Annotated in this window: 14 protein-coding genes; 13 read left to right on the top strand and 1 reads right to left on the bottom strand. The window is 47.6% G+C overall.

Features of this window, described 5'->3' with window-relative positions; genetic code table 11:
- Positions 1-5: 5 nt before the first annotated feature.
- Positions 6-1,736: an ABC transporter ATP-binding protein gene (locus FEK30_RS16425; protein ID WP_138073907.1), complete on the top strand. Its 1,731-nt coding sequence runs from the start codon at positions 6-8 to the stop codon at positions 1,734-1,736.
- Positions 1,737-1,884: 148 nt separating this feature from the next.
- Here FEK30_RS16425 and FEK30_RS16420 read toward each other — a convergent pair whose 3' ends face one another.
- Positions 1,885-3,483, bottom strand: coding sequence for a hypothetical protein (locus FEK30_RS16420; RefSeq protein WP_138073906.1), 1,599 nt, complete (start codon positions 3,481-3,483; stop codon positions 1,885-1,887).
- Positions 3,484-3,732: 249 nt separating this feature from the next.
- Here FEK30_RS16420 and FEK30_RS16415 point away from each other — a divergent pair, with 249 nt between their 5' ends.
- From FEK30_RS16415 to FEK30_RS16360, 12 genes are all read left to right on the top strand, one after another.
- Complete coding sequence (locus FEK30_RS16415; protein ID WP_138073905.1) at positions 3,733-5,085, top strand: cytochrome P450; 1,353 nt, start codon at positions 3,733-3,735, stop codon at positions 5,083-5,085.
- Between the two features lie 59 nt (positions 5,086-5,144).
- On the top strand, positions 5,145-5,330 hold the full coding sequence (locus FEK30_RS16410; protein WP_397429013.1) for a DUF433 domain-containing protein: 186 nt from the start codon (positions 5,145-5,147) through the stop codon (positions 5,328-5,330).
- A 167-nt stretch (positions 5,331-5,497) separates the two neighbouring features.
- Positions 5,498-6,451, top strand: a complete 954-nt coding sequence (locus FEK30_RS16405) for a helix-turn-helix transcriptional regulator (RefSeq protein ID WP_065711855.1) — start codon at positions 5,498-5,500, stop codon at positions 6,449-6,451.
- Positions 6,452-6,682: 231 nt separating this feature from the next.
- Positions 6,683-9,160, top strand: a complete 2,478-nt coding sequence (locus tag FEK30_RS16400) for a TonB-dependent siderophore receptor (RefSeq protein ID WP_138073904.1) — start codon at positions 6,683-6,685, stop codon at positions 9,158-9,160.
- 24 nt (positions 9,161-9,184) lie between these two features.
- Complete coding sequence (locus tag FEK30_RS16395; RefSeq protein WP_138073903.1) at positions 9,185-10,210, top strand: ABC transporter substrate-binding protein; 1,026 nt, start codon at positions 9,185-9,187, stop codon at positions 10,208-10,210.
- A complete protein-coding gene (locus FEK30_RS16390) occupies positions 10,207-10,608 on the top strand; it encodes a DUF1636 family protein (protein ID WP_138073902.1) in 402 nt (133 codons plus the stop codon). The genes FEK30_RS16395 and FEK30_RS16390 overlap by 4 nt, the downstream gene beginning before the upstream one ends.
- 27 nt (positions 10,609-10,635) lie before the next feature.
- Positions 10,636-12,411: an ABC transporter ATP-binding protein gene (locus tag FEK30_RS16385; protein WP_138073901.1), complete on the top strand. Its 1,776-nt coding sequence runs from the start codon at positions 10,636-10,638 to the stop codon at positions 12,409-12,411.
- Between the two features lie 210 nt (positions 12,412-12,621).
- The gene (locus FEK30_RS16380; protein WP_138073900.1) at positions 12,622-13,710 is read left to right on the top strand and encodes a helix-turn-helix transcriptional regulator; all 1,089 of its coding nucleotides are present in this window, start codon (positions 12,622-12,624) and stop codon (positions 13,708-13,710) included.
- 189 nt (positions 13,711-13,899) lie between these two features.
- Positions 13,900-16,395, top strand: a complete 2,496-nt coding sequence (locus tag FEK30_RS16375; RefSeq protein WP_138073899.1) for a TonB-dependent receptor — start codon at positions 13,900-13,902, stop codon at positions 16,393-16,395.
- A gap of 49 nt (positions 16,396-16,444) precedes the next feature.
- Positions 16,445-17,491 (top strand): ABC transporter substrate-binding protein, encoded by a 1,047-nt coding sequence (locus FEK30_RS16370; RefSeq protein ID WP_138073898.1) that lies wholly within the window; start codon positions 16,445-16,447, stop codon positions 17,489-17,491.
- Positions 17,492-17,669: 178 nt separating this feature from the next.
- Entirely contained in the window at positions 17,670-18,650 is a 981-nt protein-coding gene (locus tag FEK30_RS16365; protein WP_138073897.1) for an AraC family transcriptional regulator, read from the top strand.
- A 156-nt stretch (positions 18,651-18,806) separates the two neighbouring features.
- Positions 18,807-21,326, top strand: coding sequence for a TonB-dependent receptor domain-containing protein (locus tag FEK30_RS16360; RefSeq protein WP_255448036.1), 2,520 nt, complete (start codon positions 18,807-18,809; stop codon positions 21,324-21,326).
- Positions 21,327-21,381 lie beyond the last annotated feature (55 nt).

Below are 21,381 nucleotides of genomic sequence, written 5' to 3'. Positions count from 1 at the left end.
AAACAATGAACACCGCCACCAGTTACCAATTTCTCAGAACCTATCTCAAATCCCAGCAAACGCCCCTGTTCGTCTTGGCGATCGCCCTATTGGGGAGCATTGGTTTACAGGTTGTGAACCCACAAATTATTCGCTTTTTCATTGATACGGCAGTGGATGGGGGTTCCCAACGACTTCTTTTGGGGGCCGCCCTGACTTTTATTGGTTTTACGGTGGTGCAACAACTTTTGGCGATCGCCTCTACCTATTACAGTGAAACCATTGCCTGGAAGGTGACAAATCGTCTGCGCCTGAACTTGGTGGAACATTGCCTCAAGCTCGATCTCGATTTCCACCGTCGCTATTCCCCCGGTAGCCTCGTCGAACAAGTCGATGGTGATGTCGAACAACTCTCCCATTTTTTCTCGCAATTTGTGTTGCAAGTGCTGGGCAATGGTCTGTTGGTGATTGGAATTCTCAGTGTTGTGTGGTGGGAAAACGCTTTAGCTGGGATAAGTCTGAGTTTGTTTTCCCTGGGGGTATTGGGAATTTTAGGTCTTCTGCAACGGGTGGCCATTGGCCCCTGGGGTCAATATCGCCAAGCCAGCGCCGAATTTTATGGCATGGTCGCAGAATATTTAGGGGGATTAGCCGACCTCCAAGCAAATGGGGCGACGGATTATGTGCGCCAACGTTTTTATCGTTTCATTCGTCGGTGGCGACGCACCTATCACCGCGCCCGCTGGACAAGTACCCTCCTTTGGGGCGGTACAGTGGGCCTGTTTACCGGGGGCAATGTTCTCGCTTTGGGCATTGGCACTTATCTTTGGTCACAGCAGGCGATCACCATCGGTACCATTTACCTCCTCTATTACTATGCGTCGCTCCTCCAGGAACCTATTGAACGGATTCGGGAAGAATTAGAACAATTTCAACAGGCGATCGCCAGTCTCCAGCGCATCCAAACTCTACTGCAACAGCCTCAACCCAAGCCACCCAGCACCATCATTGCCCTACCCAATGCGGCCCCTAGCATCGAATTCCAGGGGGTTTGGTTCCGTTACCCCACGGGGGATTATGCCCTGCGAGATTTATCGTTTCAGTTACCCCCAGGCCAGGTGCTCGGTCTTTTGGGCCACACCGGGAGCGGTAAAAGTACCCTAATGCGCCTGCTGTTGCGGCTTCACACCATCGAACGGGGCCAAATTTGTCTCGGTGGGGTTGATCTTAACCACCTCTGTGCCCAACAGCTCACCCAACAGATCGGTTTTGTCACCCAGGATGTCCAGCTTTTTCAGGCAACGGTGCGTCAAAATTTAACCTTCTTTAATCCCCACATCGACGATCAAGACATTTTTACTACCCTTGAGGAGTTGGGCCTCGGCCCTTGGTTCGCGAAGTTACCCCAGGGTCTAGACACAGAACTTGGGGCCGATAGCAGCACCCTTTCTGCTGGTGAGGCACAACTCTTGGCCTTGGCAAGGGTATTTCTGCGGGATCCGCGCTTGGTCATTTTAGATGAAGTTTCCTCCCGTCTTGATCCGATGACGGAGAAGCTCTTGGAACGGGCAATTCGACGTTTGTTAAAAGGTCGTACCGGCATTATCATTGCCCATCGTCTCGAAACCGTGGCCCAAGTGGACAAAATTTTGATCCTGAACCAGGGTCAATGTCTCGAATATGGCGATCGCCAAAATCTCGCCGCCAATCCCGATTCCCACTATGCCCGTCTATTGGGCTTGAACCAGACTCTATAGCGGCCCTAAAAAGAATCAGAGCTTTTGCCTGGAGTAAATACTTAGGTGGTCAAACGCCTCAGCATTAAACGGGTCATGTAAGCAGAAATATCTGAGACCAGCATTTCTGCTTAAGGAAAGATGCTTTGTTAGGGAATTTTGGCGATCGCTACCAGGATAAAGTTTGCTGCCATTCCGGGAAATAGCTCTGCAGTGCGGGTTGTAGTTCTCCAAAAGGCAGAGTTGCGTCATTCTGGGAGTCCCATTGCAAATCCGCGTTTATGCAAGCACTACAGAACACTTTCACCAGGGCATAACCTAAGGGGTCGGGCTGCAACTTTTTCATCTGCCAGCCTTGACCTTTTGCTGGCTTGCTAAGGGTGAGGTTAAGCAGACCAAACATTTCCATCAGAAATATATTCTCGAAGCCTGGGTAGTAACTGAGAAAGTCATAGTCTTTTGCCTCTTTAAACGTAACCGATTCTTGTTGAGTTAATTTTGACCAGCTACTGATCAGGCGATCGCCCATGGTCAAGGGGCCTGAACGTTCATTTCCCAGCATTTTGGGATGACTTCGGACGAGCCAAGCCTCCAGTAAGGTGAAATATTTTTCTGTGGCGTTGAGTTTTTGCCATGAAGCATACACATCAGGATTTAAAACCATCTGTAGCTTCTTGCCCCTAGCGTCGATCTTGGCAATGCCGGTAGCCCGCAGCAACAGATAAAGCCCGTGAATATTGGGATAAGACTTCTGCACGGGGCGCTTCAGATCCGAATCAATAGGATGGCTCAAACGGCTATTCAAGTCGATCACAAATTTTGCCGATAGCTGTTTGAGTTTGCTGCTGACAGGAACTCCCTCGCTAATAAAATCTAGTGTGGTCTGGAAGTCCTTCAGAATCGTGCCGGGTTCTGTTGCGCTAATGGCTTGGTTCTGGAGAATATTCTTTTCTTCTGCCGAAAGGGGAGAAAACTCAGTTTCTAAGCTTTCTCGTATCAAGCTGCGCCGCATATTACCCAGGGCTTCACTTGGGGATGCTGAGGACACTGGTTCTACTCCAATTTCCGCTTCTAGCATGGATATTATGTCCTCAATCGCCTCGGGTTCCAATTCTGTCAAGGCTCCCAAAAACCGAGTGACCAGTTCTTCCATATCGATCTGTTCTCCCTCTAGCAACATTGCCTGATCCAGTTCCTCAAGGACAGCCTTTATATCTGCTGAGGTAGATGGAGGTCGTTTTGACAGGTTCTGGTTGTACTCTGCTTGAAATGCCTGTAAACCTTGTTGGGTAGTCATGTCATAGCCAGCTTCCATACCCTGTATCATGAAGTTTTTGGCCATGCCGCCCCGCTCCGGATCAAACATCCATCGGGGAAATTGGTCTTTGATAGAGTGTAGGTATTTGATGATGGCCTTAGCGCTGCGCAACTTATATGCTTTGTGGAGATAAGTCCAAAATGCTATTAGTTCGTCAATGGCATCATCCGTATCACTGGGATCGAACAGGGTGAGTTTACGGGGCAAGATATACTCCATTATTTCCTGAGCGTTACCCTTGGTCATCTTTGAAAGGGTATAGCCGCCATAAATGTAAGCCATCTCGATAAATGTGCCCGTCCAGAAGCCTCCTATGGGATGGTTGTCGAGGTACTCTTGCCCAGTTTCAGAGTTAACAAAATTCTGAATTGCTTCAATGATGTACTCTTCCAGGATAGATTCGGCTGCATCGTAGTCCAGATTATCTAGTTGACCAATCAGAAATGTCATGGCGAATACCTCATATCACATTTGGAGAGTGTGCTTAGTTATAGGCTACTGTGCGTTCTAGCGTTAAATTGCTGATCGCAATAAATTTTCAGCCGTGACCCTATAAAGAAATTTCGGATGTGGCTTTAGGGAAACACAAGGTCTTTCTGGGTGGCAGATCTGCTGTCTTATCTGAAAATTTACAATCATAGGGCAATTTGTTACCTTACCTAATGGCTTGATAAATATACGACTCTTTGGCGATCGCCCATGACTTCCCCCAGTAAACTGCCCTTACCTCCCGGAAAATTCGGTTTGCCTGTAATTGGCGAAACCATTGAATTTTTCACAGACCGTAATTTTCAAAAAAAGCGATTGGAGAAGTATGGTGACGTTTTCAAAACAAATATTTTTACCAAACCCACGGTGGTAATGGTTGGGGCAGAGGCCAATGAGGTGTTATTCCGCAACGAAAATAAATATGTCAAGGCAACCTGGCCAAAAAGTACCCGGATTCTCCTCGGTGCCGATTCCCTCGCTACCCAGGAAGGCGGTATTCATAGTTCCCGGCGGCGCATTATCTTTCAAGCATTTCAGCCCCGCGCCCTAGAAAGTTATATTCCCACCATCGAAAAAATTACCCAGCGTTATCTCACTCAATGGGAGCAAAAACAGGAATTTGCTTGGTACGACGAACTCCGCAAGTACACATTTGATGTCGCCAGTACCTTATTTATCGGCAAAGATGGCGGTGCGGAAACGCCCTTAGCGAATCTATTTGAGGAATGGGTTAAAGGATTATTTTCCCTGCCGATTAATCTTCCCTGGACGGCCTTCGGTAAGGCGATGAAGTGTCGGCGAAAACTGCTGCGTGAGTTAGAAATGATCATTGGCGATCGCCTGAAAACCTACGATGCCAATGCAGAACCCACCGATGCCCTTGACTTACTGATTCGGGCGAAGGATGAAGACGGTAATTCCCTTTCCATCGATGAACTGAAGGATCAAATTCTGCTGCTATTGTTTGCTGGTCACGAAACCCTTACTTCGTCTCTGGTGTCTTTTGGATTATTGGTCGGACAGCATCGCGACGTTTTTGAAAAAATCCGTGCGGAACAAGATGCGTTGGACATTGGCAATGGGTTAGATATGGCGACGCTTCAACAGATGACGTATCTGGATCAAGTTTTCAAAGAGGTTTTACGATTTGTCCCCCCAGTGGGCGGTGGTTTCCGGGAAGTAATCAACACCTTCGAGTACAAAAATTTCCAAATTCCTCAAGGTTGGGCGGTTCAGTATCAAATTGCCCAAACCCATAAGGACGAAGCCTTATATCCTGATCACGAAAAATTTGACCCGGAGCGTTTTTCACCGGAACGTCTGGCAGATAAACAGAAAAAGTTTGGCTTTATTCCCTTCGGCGGCGGTATGCGGGAATGCATTGGCAAAGAGTTTGCCCGTCTAGAAGCAAAAATTTTGGCATCTATGCTTGCCCGTGATTATGACTGGGAGTTATTACCTGACCAAGACCTATCGATGCAAGTGATTCCGACGCCATTGCCGAAAGATGGTTTACAGATACGCTTTTATCGACGGAAAGAATCGTCATCAACAACGGCATAGTGCCATTCCCAAGAGAAACGAATGACCAAGACATCATCCCCTAGAGCTAGGTAAACACAATGGTAAAGCCCGTGTCCGGAGCATGGGTATTACTGTCTTTGGCATCTGGCATGACTCAAAAAGAAATCCTTTACGATTTCCCCCATCTAACAGAACAAGATATTCCTGCTTGTCTTAGCCCTGCTGCTGATCGGGAGCAAAGAACGATGACAATTGTGGTACGGAGCTACTTTTGCAAGATCTGACTAAGGCGATCGCCAAGATCTCATCGTCAATCCCGATTCCCACTATGCTCATTTATTGGGCTTGAACCAGACCCTAGAGCAGTCCTAAAAAAACAAACAATTGAGAATAATTGGTAATTGAGGTAGACTGATTCTGCCTCGGTTTAACTTGTTTATTCTTCATCCTAATGACCATTACCCTTTCTCAAGCAGAATATTGGGATTTGTTTCAGCGCATACCAAACTCCCAGGGAGCTACAGCCAGTTATGCATTTCCCAGCCTATGGGGTCAAGGATTATTGCGAGAATATCATTTGCGAGAAGAATTAGATTTGGCAGTTGAAAATGTTGCTTTAACCGAAACAATTGCCTTAAAACATAACGAACGATTCCATCCCATTGAATATAATTTTGAAACAATTCACCATTCTGGCAAAACTGAACATCGCTATGCTTTATATGGCACTGGTTTAGCGCCAGTGGAAACCTATACCCATCATCGGGATACAACTATTTCGAGTATTAATATTCATATGGAAGCACCGTTACTTCGTGCTTGGTCAGGGGATGTAGAAGGGGATTGTCCTTGTCTAAAAAAAATACTGCGATCGCCGGAAGAAAAATATTATGAAGTTTCCCGTAAACAAACCGCAGCGATGCAAATGGTCATCCAACAAATTACCCAATGTCCATTTGAAGGTCTAACCCAACGCCTGTATTTAGAAAGCAAGATTTGGGAGTTGACTGCCCTTATTTTGGAAGATCTCACCCAGGTCGCAACGGCGATTCCTTTTGCCGACTACTCGTTAAAGGCAGATGATCTAGAGCGGATTCACTACGCCGGAAAAATCCTCCAGGAACGGTTGGTAAATCCCCCTTCCCTGATGGAGTTGGCGCGGGAAATTGGGATTAATGATCACAAATTAAAGGTGGGTTTTCGGCAGGTTTTTAAAACGACGGTATTTGGCTATCTCCATGATCAACGAATTGAGCGATCGCGACAACTTTTAGAATCTGGTGAGATGACGGTGACGGGAGCAGCATCGGCGGTCGGGTTTGCAAATCGGGGTCATTTTGCCGCTGCTTTTCGGCGTAAATTTGGCATAAATCCGAGTCTTTATGCCCGCCAAAGAAAACTATAGCAATCAATTTATTAAGGTGTATTGAATGGGGTTTTTCGGCCAAATTCTTGTTGTAGTCAGCCTTAAATTCTAGACAAAACCCATGGATTTGTAGCCCATGATCCCAAAAAACTCCCGCAGGCGATCGCAAAAACTCCGGCTTTGGATCATTTTCGGCAGTGTAAGGCGAAATAATTCAGTACGTTATTAAGAACTTTTTGAAGTAAGTGTTCGTGTTGTGGGAGTGAGTTTATGCACTATTGGTATCGATTATTAGGTTTGACGGGCGGTGTTGCCCTTTTCTGGGCCGCCCAAGAATTGTCCGCTGTGGCGGCATCGCCTCAACCCTCTGACGCAACGGCAGTTCCTACTTCCATGACATTGGCCCAGGCGACGACGATCATTACGGATGTGGCGATCGCCACCGAAGGCGACCAGGTTGAACTACAGTTTACGGCAACGGCTCCCCTAGAAAATGCCACAGTGATCCAAAGGGCGGCAACAACGGAAATTACGATTCCCAATGCCAGTGTGACCCAAGCAGAGATACTCCAGGAATTTGCGCCGGAATCCGGTTTGGAACAGATTGAAATTCGCAATCAAGCTGACAATAGTGTCCAAATTTTGATCCGCAATGGCGATCGCCAAATCCAAACCCAACTGATTACTACAGCTACAGGTTTGACCCTAAATATTGAACCCGTTCTTGTGAGCACTGACGAAGATAACATTGAAGCCTTTGAACTGGTGGTCACCGATGCGGAACAACCTTACAATCCCCGCAGTGCCACCACCGCCACCGGTTTAGAAACAGACTTACGGGATATTCCCCAATCCGTCGAGGTGATTCCCCAGGCGGTGCTCCAGGATCGCAACGTCACCGAATTAGGCGAAGCCCTCGAAACCAGTGGGAGTATTGTTTCTAGTGGTGGCCGAGGAACCAGTGTTTTTGGGCCTGGTTTTTTGATTTGTGGTTTCGCGGCGGAAGAATCCGTTTTCCGCGATGGTATTGAAACCTTTTCCCTGGCGGCCCTGGATACGAATGACATTGAACGGGTAGAAGTGCTCAAGGGGCCAGCCTCCGTTCTCTTTGGCCAGGGAGATCCCGGTGGGGTAATCAACCTCGTTTCGAAAGAACCCCTCGCAGAACCTTTCTTTGGCATTGATGCAGCCATCGGTAGCTTTGCGAATTATCGGGGCAATCTTGATCTGTCCGATGCCCTCACAGAAGACGGTGCAGCCCGGTATCGTTTGAATTTTAGTTATAGCAATTTCGGCAGTTTCCGGGATTTAGTTGATGGGGAACGGGTGGTGGTCTCGCCTCGATTGAGTTTTGATCTGAGTGAAGCCACTTCCCTGGATGTCTATGGTCAGTATGCCTATACCCGCGAAACTATTGATGAAGGGATTCCTTTTACGGCATCTGGGCCAGTGGATGTACCTCGTAGTCGTTTTGTGGGAGAAGATTTTGGGGAGTTTTCTGAGAAACGATTTAATCTCGGCTATGACCTTAACCACGAGGTCAACGAGAATTTCTCATTAAAACATCAGCTCCAGTTTTTGCAATACCGACCGCGCCGTTATGCACCCCTTTACACTTCTTTTGATGAAACGACCGGTAATGTTGATCGACTGGAATATTTTGCGGGGGGATCTTACCAACGCTTTTTTACGAATATCGAGGCGATCGCCAAGTTTGAAACCGGCAGCATTAAACACCAGGTTTTAGGGGGCGTTGAATATCGCAACACCTTAGAACAGCCGGAGTTTCAGTTTAGTAATGACTACACACCGATTAATGTTTTTGATCCGGTATATACGGGGATTCCCTATGCGATCGCCCCAGAATTTTTCCGGGATGACACCATCAACACGGTCGGGGTTTATATCCAAGATCAGATCGAATTTTCGCCCCAATTTAAAGCCCTAGCGGGTCTGCGCTACGATTTTGTGGAGCAGCTCCGGTCAACCCAAGACCTGGGCGGCCCCCGTAATGAATTTTTCCAAAGCGATGAGGCCCTATCCCCTCGTTTGGGTGTGGTGTACCAGCCCATCGAACCTATTTCTCTATATGCTTCCTACAGCAAATCCTTTGAGCCAACCTTTGGCACTTCCCGTGATCCTGATGGAATGAATTTTGAGCCGGAACGGGGCCGCCAATGGGAAGTGGGGGTTAAAGCAGACTTAAGCGATCGCCTTAGTTTTACCGCCGCCGCCTTTGATATCCGCAAACAGAATGTCATTGTCCGGGATGGTGCTTTCAATGGCTTCCAGACGGGGGAACAAACCAGTCGCGGTTTAGAGTTTAACCTCAATGGAGCCTTAACCCCTGGTTGGAATGTGACGGCGGCCTACACATTGCTAGATGCTTTTGTCAGTAAGGAGGATATTAACCCTAATCTTGAAGGTAACCAGCTGCCGAATGTGCCCCAAAATCAGTTCAGCCTCTGGACGACCTACGATATCCAACAGGGAGCCCTAGAGGGTTTGGGCTTTGGTCTGGGCTTTTTCTACGTCGGCGATCGCCCCGGCAACATCGACAATGAATTCACCTTGCCCAGTTATTTCCGCACCGATGCCGCGATCTATTACCGGCGGGACAATTGGCGCGCTCAGTTGAACTTTGAAAATTTGTTTGACACGGAATACTTCACCGCTGCCGATGAATTCCAATTTGCGACTCCCGGTGCGCCCTTTGCGGTGACGGCTAAATTCGCGGTGGATTTTTAAAACATCAATTAGGAGGTTTGGGACATGCAAGGATGGTACTTGGGGCGTAGGATACAAGGTTGGCTAAAACTCTGGCTGATTGGACTGGTAAGCCTTTGCCTGGTGGTGGCCTGTCAACCTTCGCCTCCCCCATCCCAGGACGTAACTGCTGACTGTGTGACGGTGAGCCACAGTGCGGGGGAAACTTGCATCCCCAAAACTTTCGAGCGATTGGTGACGTTAGATTCCGTGTCATTTGAATATGCGATCGCCGCCGATCTCCAACCCGTCGGCACGACCCTGAGCAATTTTCAGACAGCGTTGCCTGCCCTCCAAACCGACGTGGCCAATATTGGTCAAAGCGGCGAACCGAGTTTAGAGGAAATTCTCAAGCTTGACCCAGATTTGTTGGTCGGTTTAGATTTCCACGGGGCGATCTATCCCCAACTCAGTCAAATTGCGCCGACTTTTTTATTGAATTTTGAGCATAGTGGCCTTTGGAAGCCGATCTTTCAGAATTTTGGAGAAGCTCTGGGAAAAACCGATGTGGTCGCCGAAAAACTCGCTGCTTACAACCAGCGTGTCCAAGAGTTACAAAATCGTTTGGGCGATCGCCGCCAGGATCTCCAGATTTCCGTGATCCGTCTTTATCCCGACAGCATCACCATGTATTTACAAGATTCGTTTTGTGGCACGATCCTCCAGGATGTGGGGTTAAGCCGCTCCCCAGCCCAGGCCGTCGATGCCGAAACAGCCCAAGCCCAGTTTGGTAACCCAATCCAAGCCGTCTTAAGCGAAGAGCTACTGTCCGAGGTAGATGGCGATGTGATCTTTGTTTGGACAGGGGAAAATACCGCCACTGCCAACGCTGAAGCTCAGAAAAAATTAGCCGACCTCCAAAAAAATCCCCTCTGGAACCAACTGCAAGCGGTACAAAAAGGGCAAGTCTATCAAGTGCCAAGTTATTGGATTGGGAGTGGGCCAGTGGCTGCAGAGGCAATTTTGGATGATTTATTTACCCACTTAACTGATTTTTTTACAGAAACAACAACGGAAACCACTGAATTATGACTGCCGCTGCTCTCCATCAATTAATTGTCTGTGAAGCCTGCACTTGGCCAACCGCTGCAACCGATCACCCCGCAGATGAAGAAAAAACGAACTGTCTCACAGGGGCCGACCTTTTGGCCGCACTTCAAGCACTGCATCAACGGTGGCCTTACCGGGATCAGCTCAGTCTCAAAACCACCAGTTGCCTGTGTATCTGTGATAACCCCTGTGCGATCGCCTTTGTGGGGCGACAGAAACCCAGTTTTCTCTTTGGCGATCTCGATCCAGAAACCACAGCGGCAGATCTTCTCACTACAGCGGCGTTGTACGTGGAAAGCGAAGATGGTATGGTGCCCCTCTATCAACTCCCTAAATCCTTGCGACCCCACCGGATCGCCCGCCTTCCTCCGGCTCCCTAAAGTTTTTAACCTCAAATCAGACAAATCATGGCGAATTCTATCTGGCGCATTCTTTGGCATTTAATTGGCTATGCCCAACGGTTGTATTGGCTGGATGCGGCGCTTTGGTTTTTGATGGCTGCTTTGGGGGCGTTACCGGGGATTTTTATTCGAAATTTTTTCGACCAACTCACGGGGCGATCACCCGCCGACCATTCCCGTTGGCTCTGGATTAGTTTGGTGTTAGCAACGGGCCTAGCGCGGGTGGTGGCAATTTTTGCGGGACGACTCACTAAAACAGAACATCGCTTTCTCATTAGTACCCTGCTGCGCCACAATCTTTTGCAAGCCCTCCTCCAACGTCCGGCGGCAACCCTCACCCAAACCAATGCCCAGGGTCAAACCCACTCCATCGGCAGCGTGGTCAACCACTTCCGCGAAGATGTCTTGCAATTAGAGGATCTCGTCGTTGGTACAAATGAAATTATGGCCGCTGGGATTACGGCGATCGCCGCCTTGGGTTTGTTACTCACGGTCAATGTATCGATTACCTTATTTCTCTTTTTGCCCCTCGCCATCATTATTGCCCTGGTGCAATGGTCGGAACATCGTCTTAAACGCTACCGCCAGGCCAGCCGCCACGCTACCCAACGGGTTACGGCTTTGATCAACGAACTATTTACCGCTGTGCAAGCCGTTAAGGTGACAGGCTCAGAAGCTTATGTTTTAGCAGAACTCCACCGACGGGGCGATCGCCGCCAAAAATTGATGGTTCAAGATCGCGTTTTTACCGCCTTACTGGAAGCGGGCTTTGCGCAAATGACCAATTTCGGCACGGGTTTAGTCCTCCTCCTGACTGCACCAAAATTAAGCCAAGGTTTAACGGTGGGTGATTTTGCTCTGTTTGTGTATTATCTAAACCTGATTACCCATTTCTTCAGCTTTCTGGGAAGCTTCCTTGCTTCCGCGAAACAAAGCGACGTATCCTGCCAGCGGATGGGCGAGATCCTCGATGCGCCCCCGGCTCCCCCCGATATTCACCCCCTGACCCTTGCCGCCCCCCTTTATCTTCCTTCTCCCCTAAAGGCCGCTCCCCCGCTACCACCTGCCCAGCGTTGTTCCCAGATTTCTCCCCTCAAAACGCTACGGATCGAAGGTTTGACCTACTATTACCCAGATCAACGGCGGGGCATTGAGGATATCAGTTTTACTCTCCGCCAGGGCAGTTTAACGGTGATTACGGGGCCAATTGGTGCGGGTAAAACAACCTTATTGCAAGTCTTTTTGGGGCTATTGCCCTGTGAGCGAGGGGCTTGGTTTTGGAATGGGCAGGCGATCGCCAATCCCCAGCATTGGCTGATTCCGCCCCAGGTGGCCTATTTGCCACAAATCCCCCAATTGTTTAGCTCCTCCCTGGGGGAAAATATTTGCCTCAATTGGCCCAATACCACCGCCGAATTGGAGTGGGCGATCGCCACCGCTAGCCTAGACACTGATCTCAAAACTTTCCCAGAAGGCCTCGAAACGCCAATTGGGACTAGGGGTTTACGCCTCTCCGGAGGGCAAAAACAACGGGTGGCGATCGCCCGGATGCTCCTCCGTCAACCCCAACTTCTGATCTGTGACGACCTTTCTAGCGCCTTGGATATCGAAACAGAACAACGGCTTTGGCGGCGTCTTCTCAGCACCAAAGGCCATTCCCAAGAGGCTAAATCTTCTCAAACGTATCTGATTGTTTCCCATCGACCCCAGATCCTCACCCAGGCTGATCAAATCCTTTATCTTCAGGCAGGACGGCTGGAAAAAATAATCACCCAAACTTAGGCCTTATCAGGAGAAATTGCTACCCTTGCCTCGAAATTTACCTTGAGGATTAATCTGGTGTTCAAAGTCAACGACCATTCGCCTAAACCTATCAAGCGAGAATTAGGGAGCGGTGTATTTCTTATTAATATAAATGTGCAAAATACATGCTAAACTTTTTCATTAACTAAAATCGAAGCTTAAGCAACAAACAACATCAAAGACTTAACTATGGCTATCCGGCTGTCATTAAACGAAGAAACAAACTGGTTTGTGCCGGGTAGCCCAGATAATCCAGCTCTGCTCCATGGGGATCCTTCAGATCGAGTCTGGGTTTGTCCCTCGGCTTTAGGACGGGGATATAGGCAAGAGATTCCGCTACAGGAAGATCTGAGTCTTTGGGTACTAGACTATACCCTTGAGCAAGATGTCATTATCGATGGGATAGAAGATCGAGATTGTTTAGAATTTGAATTTCAGTTGAGCGGTTCCCAAGCAGGCTATAGTTTTTTTCTACCTTATTTTGGGTTTAACAGTCTCTACATCAAGCCCGCTGGTCAACGGTTTTTTAAAGTAGAACTGTTTTTTCGGCAACCAACCCTCAACGCTTACTTTCAAGCCTGTTTAGACCATTTATCTAGCCGGAGTCAAAAGGTTGCAGAGCAATTACTCCAAGCTATTTATCAATTACAAACCAATGTCTCAACCATTGGCCATAAACGACATCTGTACCCCAGGGCAACACAGGGCGATCGCTGCTTGCCAGTGCGGCTAGAAGAAGTTTTGCAAGATAGTTTATATACCGATGCAATGGTCTTAGATTATGCTGCCCAGGCACCAATTACAGCAGCAATGCAGGAGACCCTTGGACATATTCTAAGTTGTCCTTACCACGGTGCAAATCGCCGTCGTTATCTACAAGAACAGGCCTTCACCTTGGTCTCTCTCTATCTCCAGGCGATCGCCGCCTATGCCCGCCTCGAAAAGCAATTTGACTATATCCATGAATCTGCTGCCATTCTCAGGAAAGAACTGTCAAATCCTCCTTCTATTGAAGCCCTTGCTCGCCAGGTAGGGACAAATCGCCTCAAACTGAACCAAGGGTTCCATCAAATGTATGGCACTACCCCCTTTCGCTACCTACGGGATTGTCGGGTGAGGCAGGCCCGTAAATTGCTGATGACCACGGAACTATCGGTTAGTGATGTCGCCTGTCAGGTCGGCTATGGCAGTCCCAGTCGTTTTACCACAGCCTTTCGCCAGCAATTTGGCCTCAACCCCAAAGCCTTTCAGTTGCAAGCTTGGCAATTAGCAAGCTAATCCTGACATACATGTCAAAAAAAATGCGTTTAGGGCGAAAAATATCTAGGCAAGGATTAGTCCTTCTTCTATCTTTATTGAGAATATTTTGTTCCAAGCTCAATCAATGGGCTGTCGTAATTTACGAATCCGCGTAGTCAATAAAGGAGTTGCAGGGAAAGCCTGTAATCGAAGGTCGTGAGGAATCAAATGAATAATCATCTATGTCATTGGAGTGCGTTAACCATTCTAGGAGTAACAGGAATTGCAATCCTGAACGCCGCGCCTGTCATAGCCGAGACCCAGGATTTTGAGGTGCTGCCACCCACTATCGAAATAAGCTCAGAAAATGCTGATGTGCTTACCGATGTGCAAGTTCAGGCTACAGAAAGCGGACTGGTGATCACGTTTGAGACGACGGCAGAAGCATTACCAGCCGTAACAACGACAACGGTCGGCGATCGCCTAATTATCGAGATTCCTGATGTGATCCTGAGTTTGCCAGGAGAAAATATCGTTGAGGTGCTTCAACCAACGGCAGAGATTGAATCTGTGCAGATATCTCCAGGAGAAAATGGTGGTGGACGAATTGTTATTACTGGTTTAACAGCGCCGCCGATGGCCGCGCCACAATTAACAGGCGAACAATTGATTGTTGAAGTAACGCCGGATGAATCAACTGCTGAAAATCTAGAGCTTGTGGTCACGGCAGATGCGACGGCGAACAGCTACACTGTCAGTGAAGCGACAACAGCAACCCGTACTGATACTCCCCTCGCAGAAATTCCCCAATCAATTCAGGTCATTCCCAAAGCTATTTTGGCAGATCAAGGGGTAAGTAGCCTCGATGATGCCTTGCGTAATACCAGTGGTGTTCTACAAAATTCGGCGGATGCGCGGGGACAACGGTTCGTCGTGCGAGGTTTTGATAGTGCTTCGGTATTACGGGATGGTTTTCGGCCGACCTTCGGCTTCAGTGGCAACATTGGTTATCCTGAGCTGGCAAATATCGAACAAGTTGAGGTATTGAAGGGGCCAGCCGCAATTCTCTATGGAGTCTCGGAGCCGGGTGGGGTCATTAACCTAGTCAGTGAAAAACCTCTGTCTGAACCGTTCTATGAGGCAACCCTGGAGTTGGGTAATCGAAATCAGGTTGCGGTGGGGGTGGATCTGTCAGGCCCCCTAAATGAGGATGGTAATTTGCTCTACCGCCTAAATGCCCTCTACCGGAACAGCGATTACTATCGAAATTTTAATGTTGATCTAGAACGGACTTTTATCGCCCCAACACTGACTTGGCAGATTGGCGATCGCACGGATTTAGATCTGTTTGTGGAATATTCCGCTGACCAGCGGCCCTATGATACAGGCCTGGTGGCAATTGGGGATAGCGTGGCAGACATCCCCTTTGATCGAAACTTGAGTCAGCTTGATGATATTAACGAAGCAACTTACTGGCGCACAGGGTATGAGTTTGAGCATCGCTTTAGTGACAACTGGAAAGTGCGGAATGGGTTTAACTACATTGCTTACAACACCATTTTTGAGTCTTCATTCACGTTAGGCTTTGATCCAACCACTGGTGATCTAGACCGGAGCTATATTCAACTAGATCAACCCAGTAGTACCTACGCTGTGCAAACGAATGTTGTTGGAGAATTTTCCACAGGAGCAGTTGACCATACTGTACTGATGGGCGTTGATTACATTCATCGGAATCAGTCAGGGAACAACCTTCGTGGTTTTGGGCCAAATTCATCCTTTACTCAAAATATTTTTAATCCAATCTACGGTACAGTGCCGCGACCAGACTTTGAGACCCAACCCATCATCCGTTTTGGAGATACTTATATTAATGCGGTTGGCATTTACCTCCAGGATCAGATGGATATCGGCGATCGCCTCCATCTTTTAGCCGGGCTGCGCTATGACACCGTTTCCCAACGTGTTGTGAATCCTACCTCACTAGCTGAAACAACTCAGAATGATGATGCTTTTGTGCCTCGTCTAGGAGTGGTTTACCGTCCCATCGAACCGATTTCTCTCTATACCAGTTATAGTCAGTCTTTTGCGCCCAACAGTGGCACAAATGTCGATGGGGACACATTACCGCCCGAAGCGGGAGAGCAGTTTGAAGTTGGAGTGCGGGCTGAGGCACTAGAAGGAGCCTTAGTTACCAATCTTGCTTATTTTGATATCCGTAAAAATAATGTTGCCACCTCGGATCCAGACAATATTGGTTTTTCGATTAATGCGGGTCAGCAACGCAGCCAAGGGATTGAACTGGATGTGATGGGGGAAATTCTCCCCGGCTGGAAAATTGTGGCGAACTATGCCTATACCGACGCCCGGGTGACGGCGAACAATGATGGTCAAGCGGGAAATCGTCTGATCAATTCCCCTTACCATAGCGCTAATCTTTGGACGACCTACGAGTTACAAACGGGGTCGCTTAAGGGGCTGAGTTTTGGGGTCGGCGTGAATTATGTCGGCGATCGCTTCGGGGATCTCAACAACAGCTTTAGCCTAGGGGATTATTTCCTCACTAATGCGGCGATCGCCTACCGACAGGACAACTGGCGGGCGGCTTTAAATTTCCGCAATCTCTTTGATGTCGAGCACATCACAGGTACCCGCAATAATCGCTTTGAGGTGTATCCTGGCGAAGGCTTTACGCTTCTGGGTACCCTCGCGGTTGAGTTCTAAAAACATTTTCGGTAAATTTTATCCGCGCTGGGGGCGCAACAATCGATTTATGCTGCGATTTTTTCACTTACCCTATTGGCTGCTGAGTGTGTGCGGCTTCTTAATTGCGATTTTGCTGGGGGCTTGTGCTGGCGAAATGCCGGAGACTCCCGTTACTACCGATTGTCGGGAAGTGCCCCATCTGATGGGCTCCACAACGATCTGTGGCACACCGCAAAAAGTAGTGGTACTGGGGGACCATTCGCTCGATTTGTTGCTTTCCCTGGGACGTCAACCAGCGGGACTTGGGAGTGTCAATGCCTTTGCTCACCTAGAAACCTTTGATAACCCTGAGGCCCAGATCCCCTACCTTGGCCAATTTGTAACGACTCAGCCCGTTAATGTTGGTGATTCTAGTCAACCCTCCCTAGAAGTCTTAACCCAGTTAAAACCGGATCTCATCGTTGGCGAAGGGGGGCGTAATCAGGACAACTATAAACTGCTTTCCCAAATTGCGCCGACGTTGCTCTGGGATATTCGCACCAAGGAAGGACAGTGGCAAAAAAATATCCAAGCCTTGGCCTTAGCCCTTGGTAGTCCAGAAAAAGAGACAGCGGCGATCGCCCGTTATGATAACCTCGTTGCCGAAGCCCGTAGTGATCTAAGTGTTGCCATCGAAGCCGCACCCAAAGCCCTGCTCCTGGGTGCTAGTCGTCTTAACAGTGGTGAAATTATTGCGATTACTCCAAAAAGCTACCTTGGTGAATTGATGGAAAGTTTGGGCTTTCAAGTGATTGCGCCGCCTACGACCCTGAACTATGCACCTCTTTCCCTGGAAGTGTTACCGACAATGGATGAAGCAGACCGTATTTTTGTTTTGGGCTATGATGTGGGCAATAACCAAGATATCTCAACAGCCAATACCGATGAATTATTGGCGGCACAGACGGCAGGCATTGAGAAAGATTGGGCAGAGAATGCGATCGCCCAAGCCCTACCTGCCAGCCAAGCAGATCAAGTTTATTTCGCAACTTACTGGATGTGGAATGGTCTCAATGGACCCCTCGGCACAGAACTGATCCTAGAAGAGTTACGTCAATTTTTGTTGGCTCAGTAGTTGTTTTGATTATTGGTCTTTTTCTTCCGGCGATCGCCACTTGCCAATAGACCAGATCGCTAATCAGAAACTCAGGGACTATGATCTACGCAGTTTATTGCAAGTGTATAGCAATAAATATCCATCTCCTGTATAATCTTGGGCAAGAGTTACTATTTATGCGAGCTATTGCTGATTAATGGCTATTGTTATCTCACTAGATCAATATTGGGAATTAATGCAAGAAGCAGCAGTCCTGCAGCATTCAATTAATAGTAACTTTGAAAAAAGCTGGCAATATAGTTTTCAATTGGGTCATGGCATCGAGAAAGAAATTTGGATTAATCCCCACATTTCCCTCTCAATTACGAACTACCGTTCCAAAAATGCTCTGGTACTCAAATTGCCAGAACGAAAGCATTGTTTAGAATTTTGTTTTTATCTGCAAGGTAGTTGTCAAATTTCATCATTAGGCGAAGTTAAGGCAGGAGAAAGTTTTGTCTTTAGCGGTGGAATTGCTCCCCAAGACTGCCTGCAACATCCAGAACGGGAGAAACGATTAATCATTAGCATTCATATGGGCGTGGATTATTTTAATCGATTAATCTCTCCTTTTTTGTCAACCAAAAATTCAATTGCATACCGACTAAGCTCACCCACAGAAGATTGGGTTTACCGAAAATCTTTGCCTATCAACCCAGTCATTCAACTGGTGCTTCAGCAAATTCTTAACTGTCAATATCAAGGTGTAACAAAACAACTCTATTTAGAAGGGAAAATTTTAGAATTAATTTCGCTGCAAATTGATCAACTTGATCAAACCCATAGAAAATCTTCTCCCAAGTTACCCAATAAGGACATTGACTGTATTTATGAAGCGAGTGAAATTCTCCTGCAACGATTATCGATGCCCCCTTCCCTGACAGAGCTCGCAAAATTAGTCGGCATCAATGACCGCAAACTGAAGCAAGGCTTTCGCGAAGTCTTTGGCACTACAGTATTTGGATATTTGCGCGATCGTCGTCTTGAGCAAGCACAGGAATTACTTTTGAGCGGACAAATGCAAGTTAAAGACGCCGCAAAGACCGTGGGTTATGCCAGTCCCACCTCCTTTAACACCGCTTTCCGCAAGAAATTTGGGATTGCACCAAGTTTATACTGCACCCAAAAACAAATTTAGTCCGCCTCAAAGAGGTCGAGGGTCCGTTTCAAAGAGGTCAACCCCTCCAAAATTACTTTTTCACCCTGTAGGCTTATTGGATATCTTTAGCAACAGTTGCTTGGGGATATTTCCCAAGATCACGATTGAGCAATTTAGTTTTGTGTGAGGACAGACATGAAAAGAACTTTACTGAGCCATATGCTCGTGGCTGGAATCACTTCAGTCATTGCCACTGCACCTGTTTTTGCCCAGGTGAGCATCGTCACTGATATTCGAGTTTTGACAACGGATTTCGGACTAGAAGTTATTTTAGATACTTCAGATAATGTCCCCTTAGAAGCTGCCATTGTAAAAGAAGGCAATAGTATTATTGCGACTATTCCCAATGCTCAATTATCGAGAAGTACATTTCGTGAAGTTGATCCTATTCTGGGAATAACGGAAATAACAGCTCTCAATCTCGATCCCAACACCCTTCAAGTAACGATTACCGGAGACATAAACGCTCCTCAAGCCGAGATTGTCCAAAGTCCCCAAGGGTTAAGCCTCAATGTGGTGACTGCCATGGCAGAAACTGAAGACTTAGAGGTCATTGAGTTAGTGGTCACTGCCACCCGGACAGAGGAAGACCCCCTTGATATTCCCCGCTCAATTACGGTTATTAATCGCCAACAGATCGAAGCACAAAGTGCTGTGAGTAACAACACTGCTGATATTATCTCTCGCTTCGTGCCTGGCCTGGGCGCTCCTAACCTATCAAATCGTGCCAACGCACAAACCCTACGAGGCCGGGATTTTTCTGTTTTAATTGACGGCATTCCCCAACGCTCCAATCGTAGCCCGAATATTCAATTAGAGTATATTGACCCCGATCAGATCGAACGCATTGAGGTGGTCAGTGGCCCCACAGCCATTTATGGTGCAGAAGCCCTAGGGGGGGTGATTAATATCATTACCCGTCAGCCCCAAGAAGAACAGTTTCTTTCTACAGCTGAAGTTGGATTTAATAATCTTGCCTTTGGCGAAGAAGAAAGTGTTGGTACAGATTTACGCTATGACATTTCCGGCAAGGAAGGCAATGTTGACTATCGGCTCTCCCTAAGTCGGACAACAACGGGAGATTTTTACGATGCAGAAGGAGATTTAATTCCGACAGATAACCGTACTCTGGATAACACAGAGAGCCTTGGTCTTTTGGCGAAGTTGGGGATAGATATTGATGAAGCGCAACGGTTGGAATTTAACTTTACCTATAATTCCGATGATCGCGACATTGAAATTCTCCCTGTTCCCAACAGTGACCCCGATGGCAAAACCCTCGCAACCCGCCGCACTATTGGTTTTTCAGGTGCTACGGATCCCGAAATCCGGAGTTTAAGTACCTATCTCACCTACACCCACGACAATCTTTTTTTAGATAGCCAAGTTGATGTTCAGGCCTATTATCGTAATAGCTTCCAGAGTGGCATTCCCAGTGACGCAAGAAATGATTTCTTCTTTGATGCCATTGTTTTAACTCGGGCCGAGGAAGAGGCATTTGGTGGACAACTGCAAATTGATACTCCTCTAGCAGAGAATGCCAATTTATTGTGGGGAGCTGATTTTGAATTTCAGAAAAACGGCGCTAGCGTTACGGAAGAAGCAGATCCCGTTGCATTTGATCAAGACGGCATTTTTCGCACGATCAATGAATATGACAACCTCGCTCCGGCCTATGATCTTGATAACTTAGGTTTGTTTGGACAGTTGCAATGGGATGTAACCGATAAATTTCTGTTGAGTGGTGGGGTACGCTATGACCGTTTTGGGTTCAGCGTTGATGACTACGTAACCTTCTACGATGATGATTTTAATCGCTTTTTTGATCCGGGCTTTGATGAGGCTGAAGCGACTATCGAGGGAGGAGAGCGCACCTTTGATGCAACGGTTTTCAATGTTGGGACTGTATATCAAATGACACCTGAGTTGAGTGCGTTTGCCAACTTTTCCCAAGGTTTTTCTGTGCCTCGCTTTTTAAGTTTTTTGGGCTTTCCGCCTACGCCTTCTACTTTTACTATTGATGGCTCTATCGATGATCTACAACCCCAGAAAGTTAATCAGTATGAACTAGGCCTTCGTGGTCGTTGGAATACGGTGCAGTTTTCTCTAGCTGGTTTTTACAATACTTCAGATTTGGGTGCCAGATTAGTGGAAAACGACCGAGGTATTCTCACGCTACAACGGGCTCCAGAGAGAATCTACGGGCTAGAAGCGAGTGTAGACTGGCAACCGAGTGATCGCTGGCAACTTGGGGCCGTCGTTGGTTGGAACGAGGGGGAATCTGATCCCAACGACGATGGTAATTTCCAAGCTCTCAATAGTTTCAGCATTCAGCCACTCAAACTAACCGCCTATGTGCAACATGAAACTTTGCCAGGCTGGAATAATCGTCTGCAACTGTTATATGTCGGTGATCGCGATCGCGCCTTTGAAACCCTTGATGATCGTGGTAGACCAGTCGATCCTAAGGCAATTGAAGGTTATGTCGTTGTGGATTACATCAGCAGTGTGAGTCTCGGCGGCGGCACTCTACAAATTGGTGTCCAAAATTTATTTGATCATCAATATTCTTCTGTCTACTCACAGGCTCTAAGAGCATCTAACTTAGCTGAATCCGGGAGAACCCTCACGGCAAGTTATCGCCTGAGTTGGTAATGGGTAGAACAAAGAAAATGTTCTAATTTTGGTGGATAAGGCTGCATGTTCAAAC

Source organism: Picosynechococcus sp. PCC 11901 (genome assembly GCF_005577135.1).
Lineage (GTDB): Bacteria > Cyanobacteriota > Cyanobacteriia > Cyanobacteriales > MRBY01 > MRBY01.
Note: the sequence above shows the minus strand (reverse complement) of the source record. Positions and strands in the feature narration are given on the sequence as shown.

Bases quoted from the DNA above. Each gene is read 5' to 3' on its own strand.
- FEK30_RS16425 (WP_138073907.1), top strand. From the start codon at position 6: ATGAACACCGCCACCAGTTACCAATTTCTCAGAACCTATCTCAAATCC.
- FEK30_RS16420 (WP_138073906.1), bottom strand. From the start codon at position 3,483: ATGACATTTCTGATTGGTCAACTAGATAATCTGGACTACGATGCAGCC.
- FEK30_RS16415 (WP_138073905.1), top strand. From the start codon at position 3,733: ATGACTTCCCCCAGTAAACTGCCCTTACCTCCCGGAAAATTCGGTTTG.
- FEK30_RS16410 (WP_397429013.1), top strand. From the start codon at position 5,145: ATGGTAAAGCCCGTGTCCGGAGCATGGGTATTACTGTCTTTGGCATCT.
- FEK30_RS16405 (WP_065711855.1), top strand. From the start codon at position 5,498: ATGACCATTACCCTTTCTCAAGCAGAATATTGGGATTTGTTTCAGCGC.
- FEK30_RS16400 (WP_138073904.1), top strand. From the start codon at position 6,683: ATGCACTATTGGTATCGATTATTAGGTTTGACGGGCGGTGTTGCCCTT.
- FEK30_RS16395 (WP_138073903.1), top strand. From the start codon at position 9,185: ATGCAAGGATGGTACTTGGGGCGTAGGATACAAGGTTGGCTAAAACTC.
- FEK30_RS16390 (WP_138073902.1), top strand. From the start codon at position 10,207: ATGACTGCCGCTGCTCTCCATCAATTAATTGTCTGTGAAGCCTGCACT.
- FEK30_RS16385 (WP_138073901.1), top strand. From the start codon at position 10,636: ATGGCGAATTCTATCTGGCGCATTCTTTGGCATTTAATTGGCTATGCC.
- FEK30_RS16380 (WP_138073900.1), top strand. From the start codon at position 12,622: ATGGCTATCCGGCTGTCATTAAACGAAGAAACAAACTGGTTTGTGCCG.
- FEK30_RS16375 (WP_138073899.1), top strand. From the start codon at position 13,900: ATGAATAATCATCTATGTCATTGGAGTGCGTTAACCATTCTAGGAGTA.
- FEK30_RS16370 (WP_138073898.1), top strand. From the start codon at position 16,445: ATGCTGCGATTTTTTCACTTACCCTATTGGCTGCTGAGTGTGTGCGGC.
- FEK30_RS16365 (WP_138073897.1), top strand. From the start codon at position 17,670: ATGGCTATTGTTATCTCACTAGATCAATATTGGGAATTAATGCAAGAA.
- FEK30_RS16360 (WP_255448036.1), top strand. From the start codon at position 18,807: ATGAAAAGAACTTTACTGAGCCATATGCTCGTGGCTGGAATCACTTCA.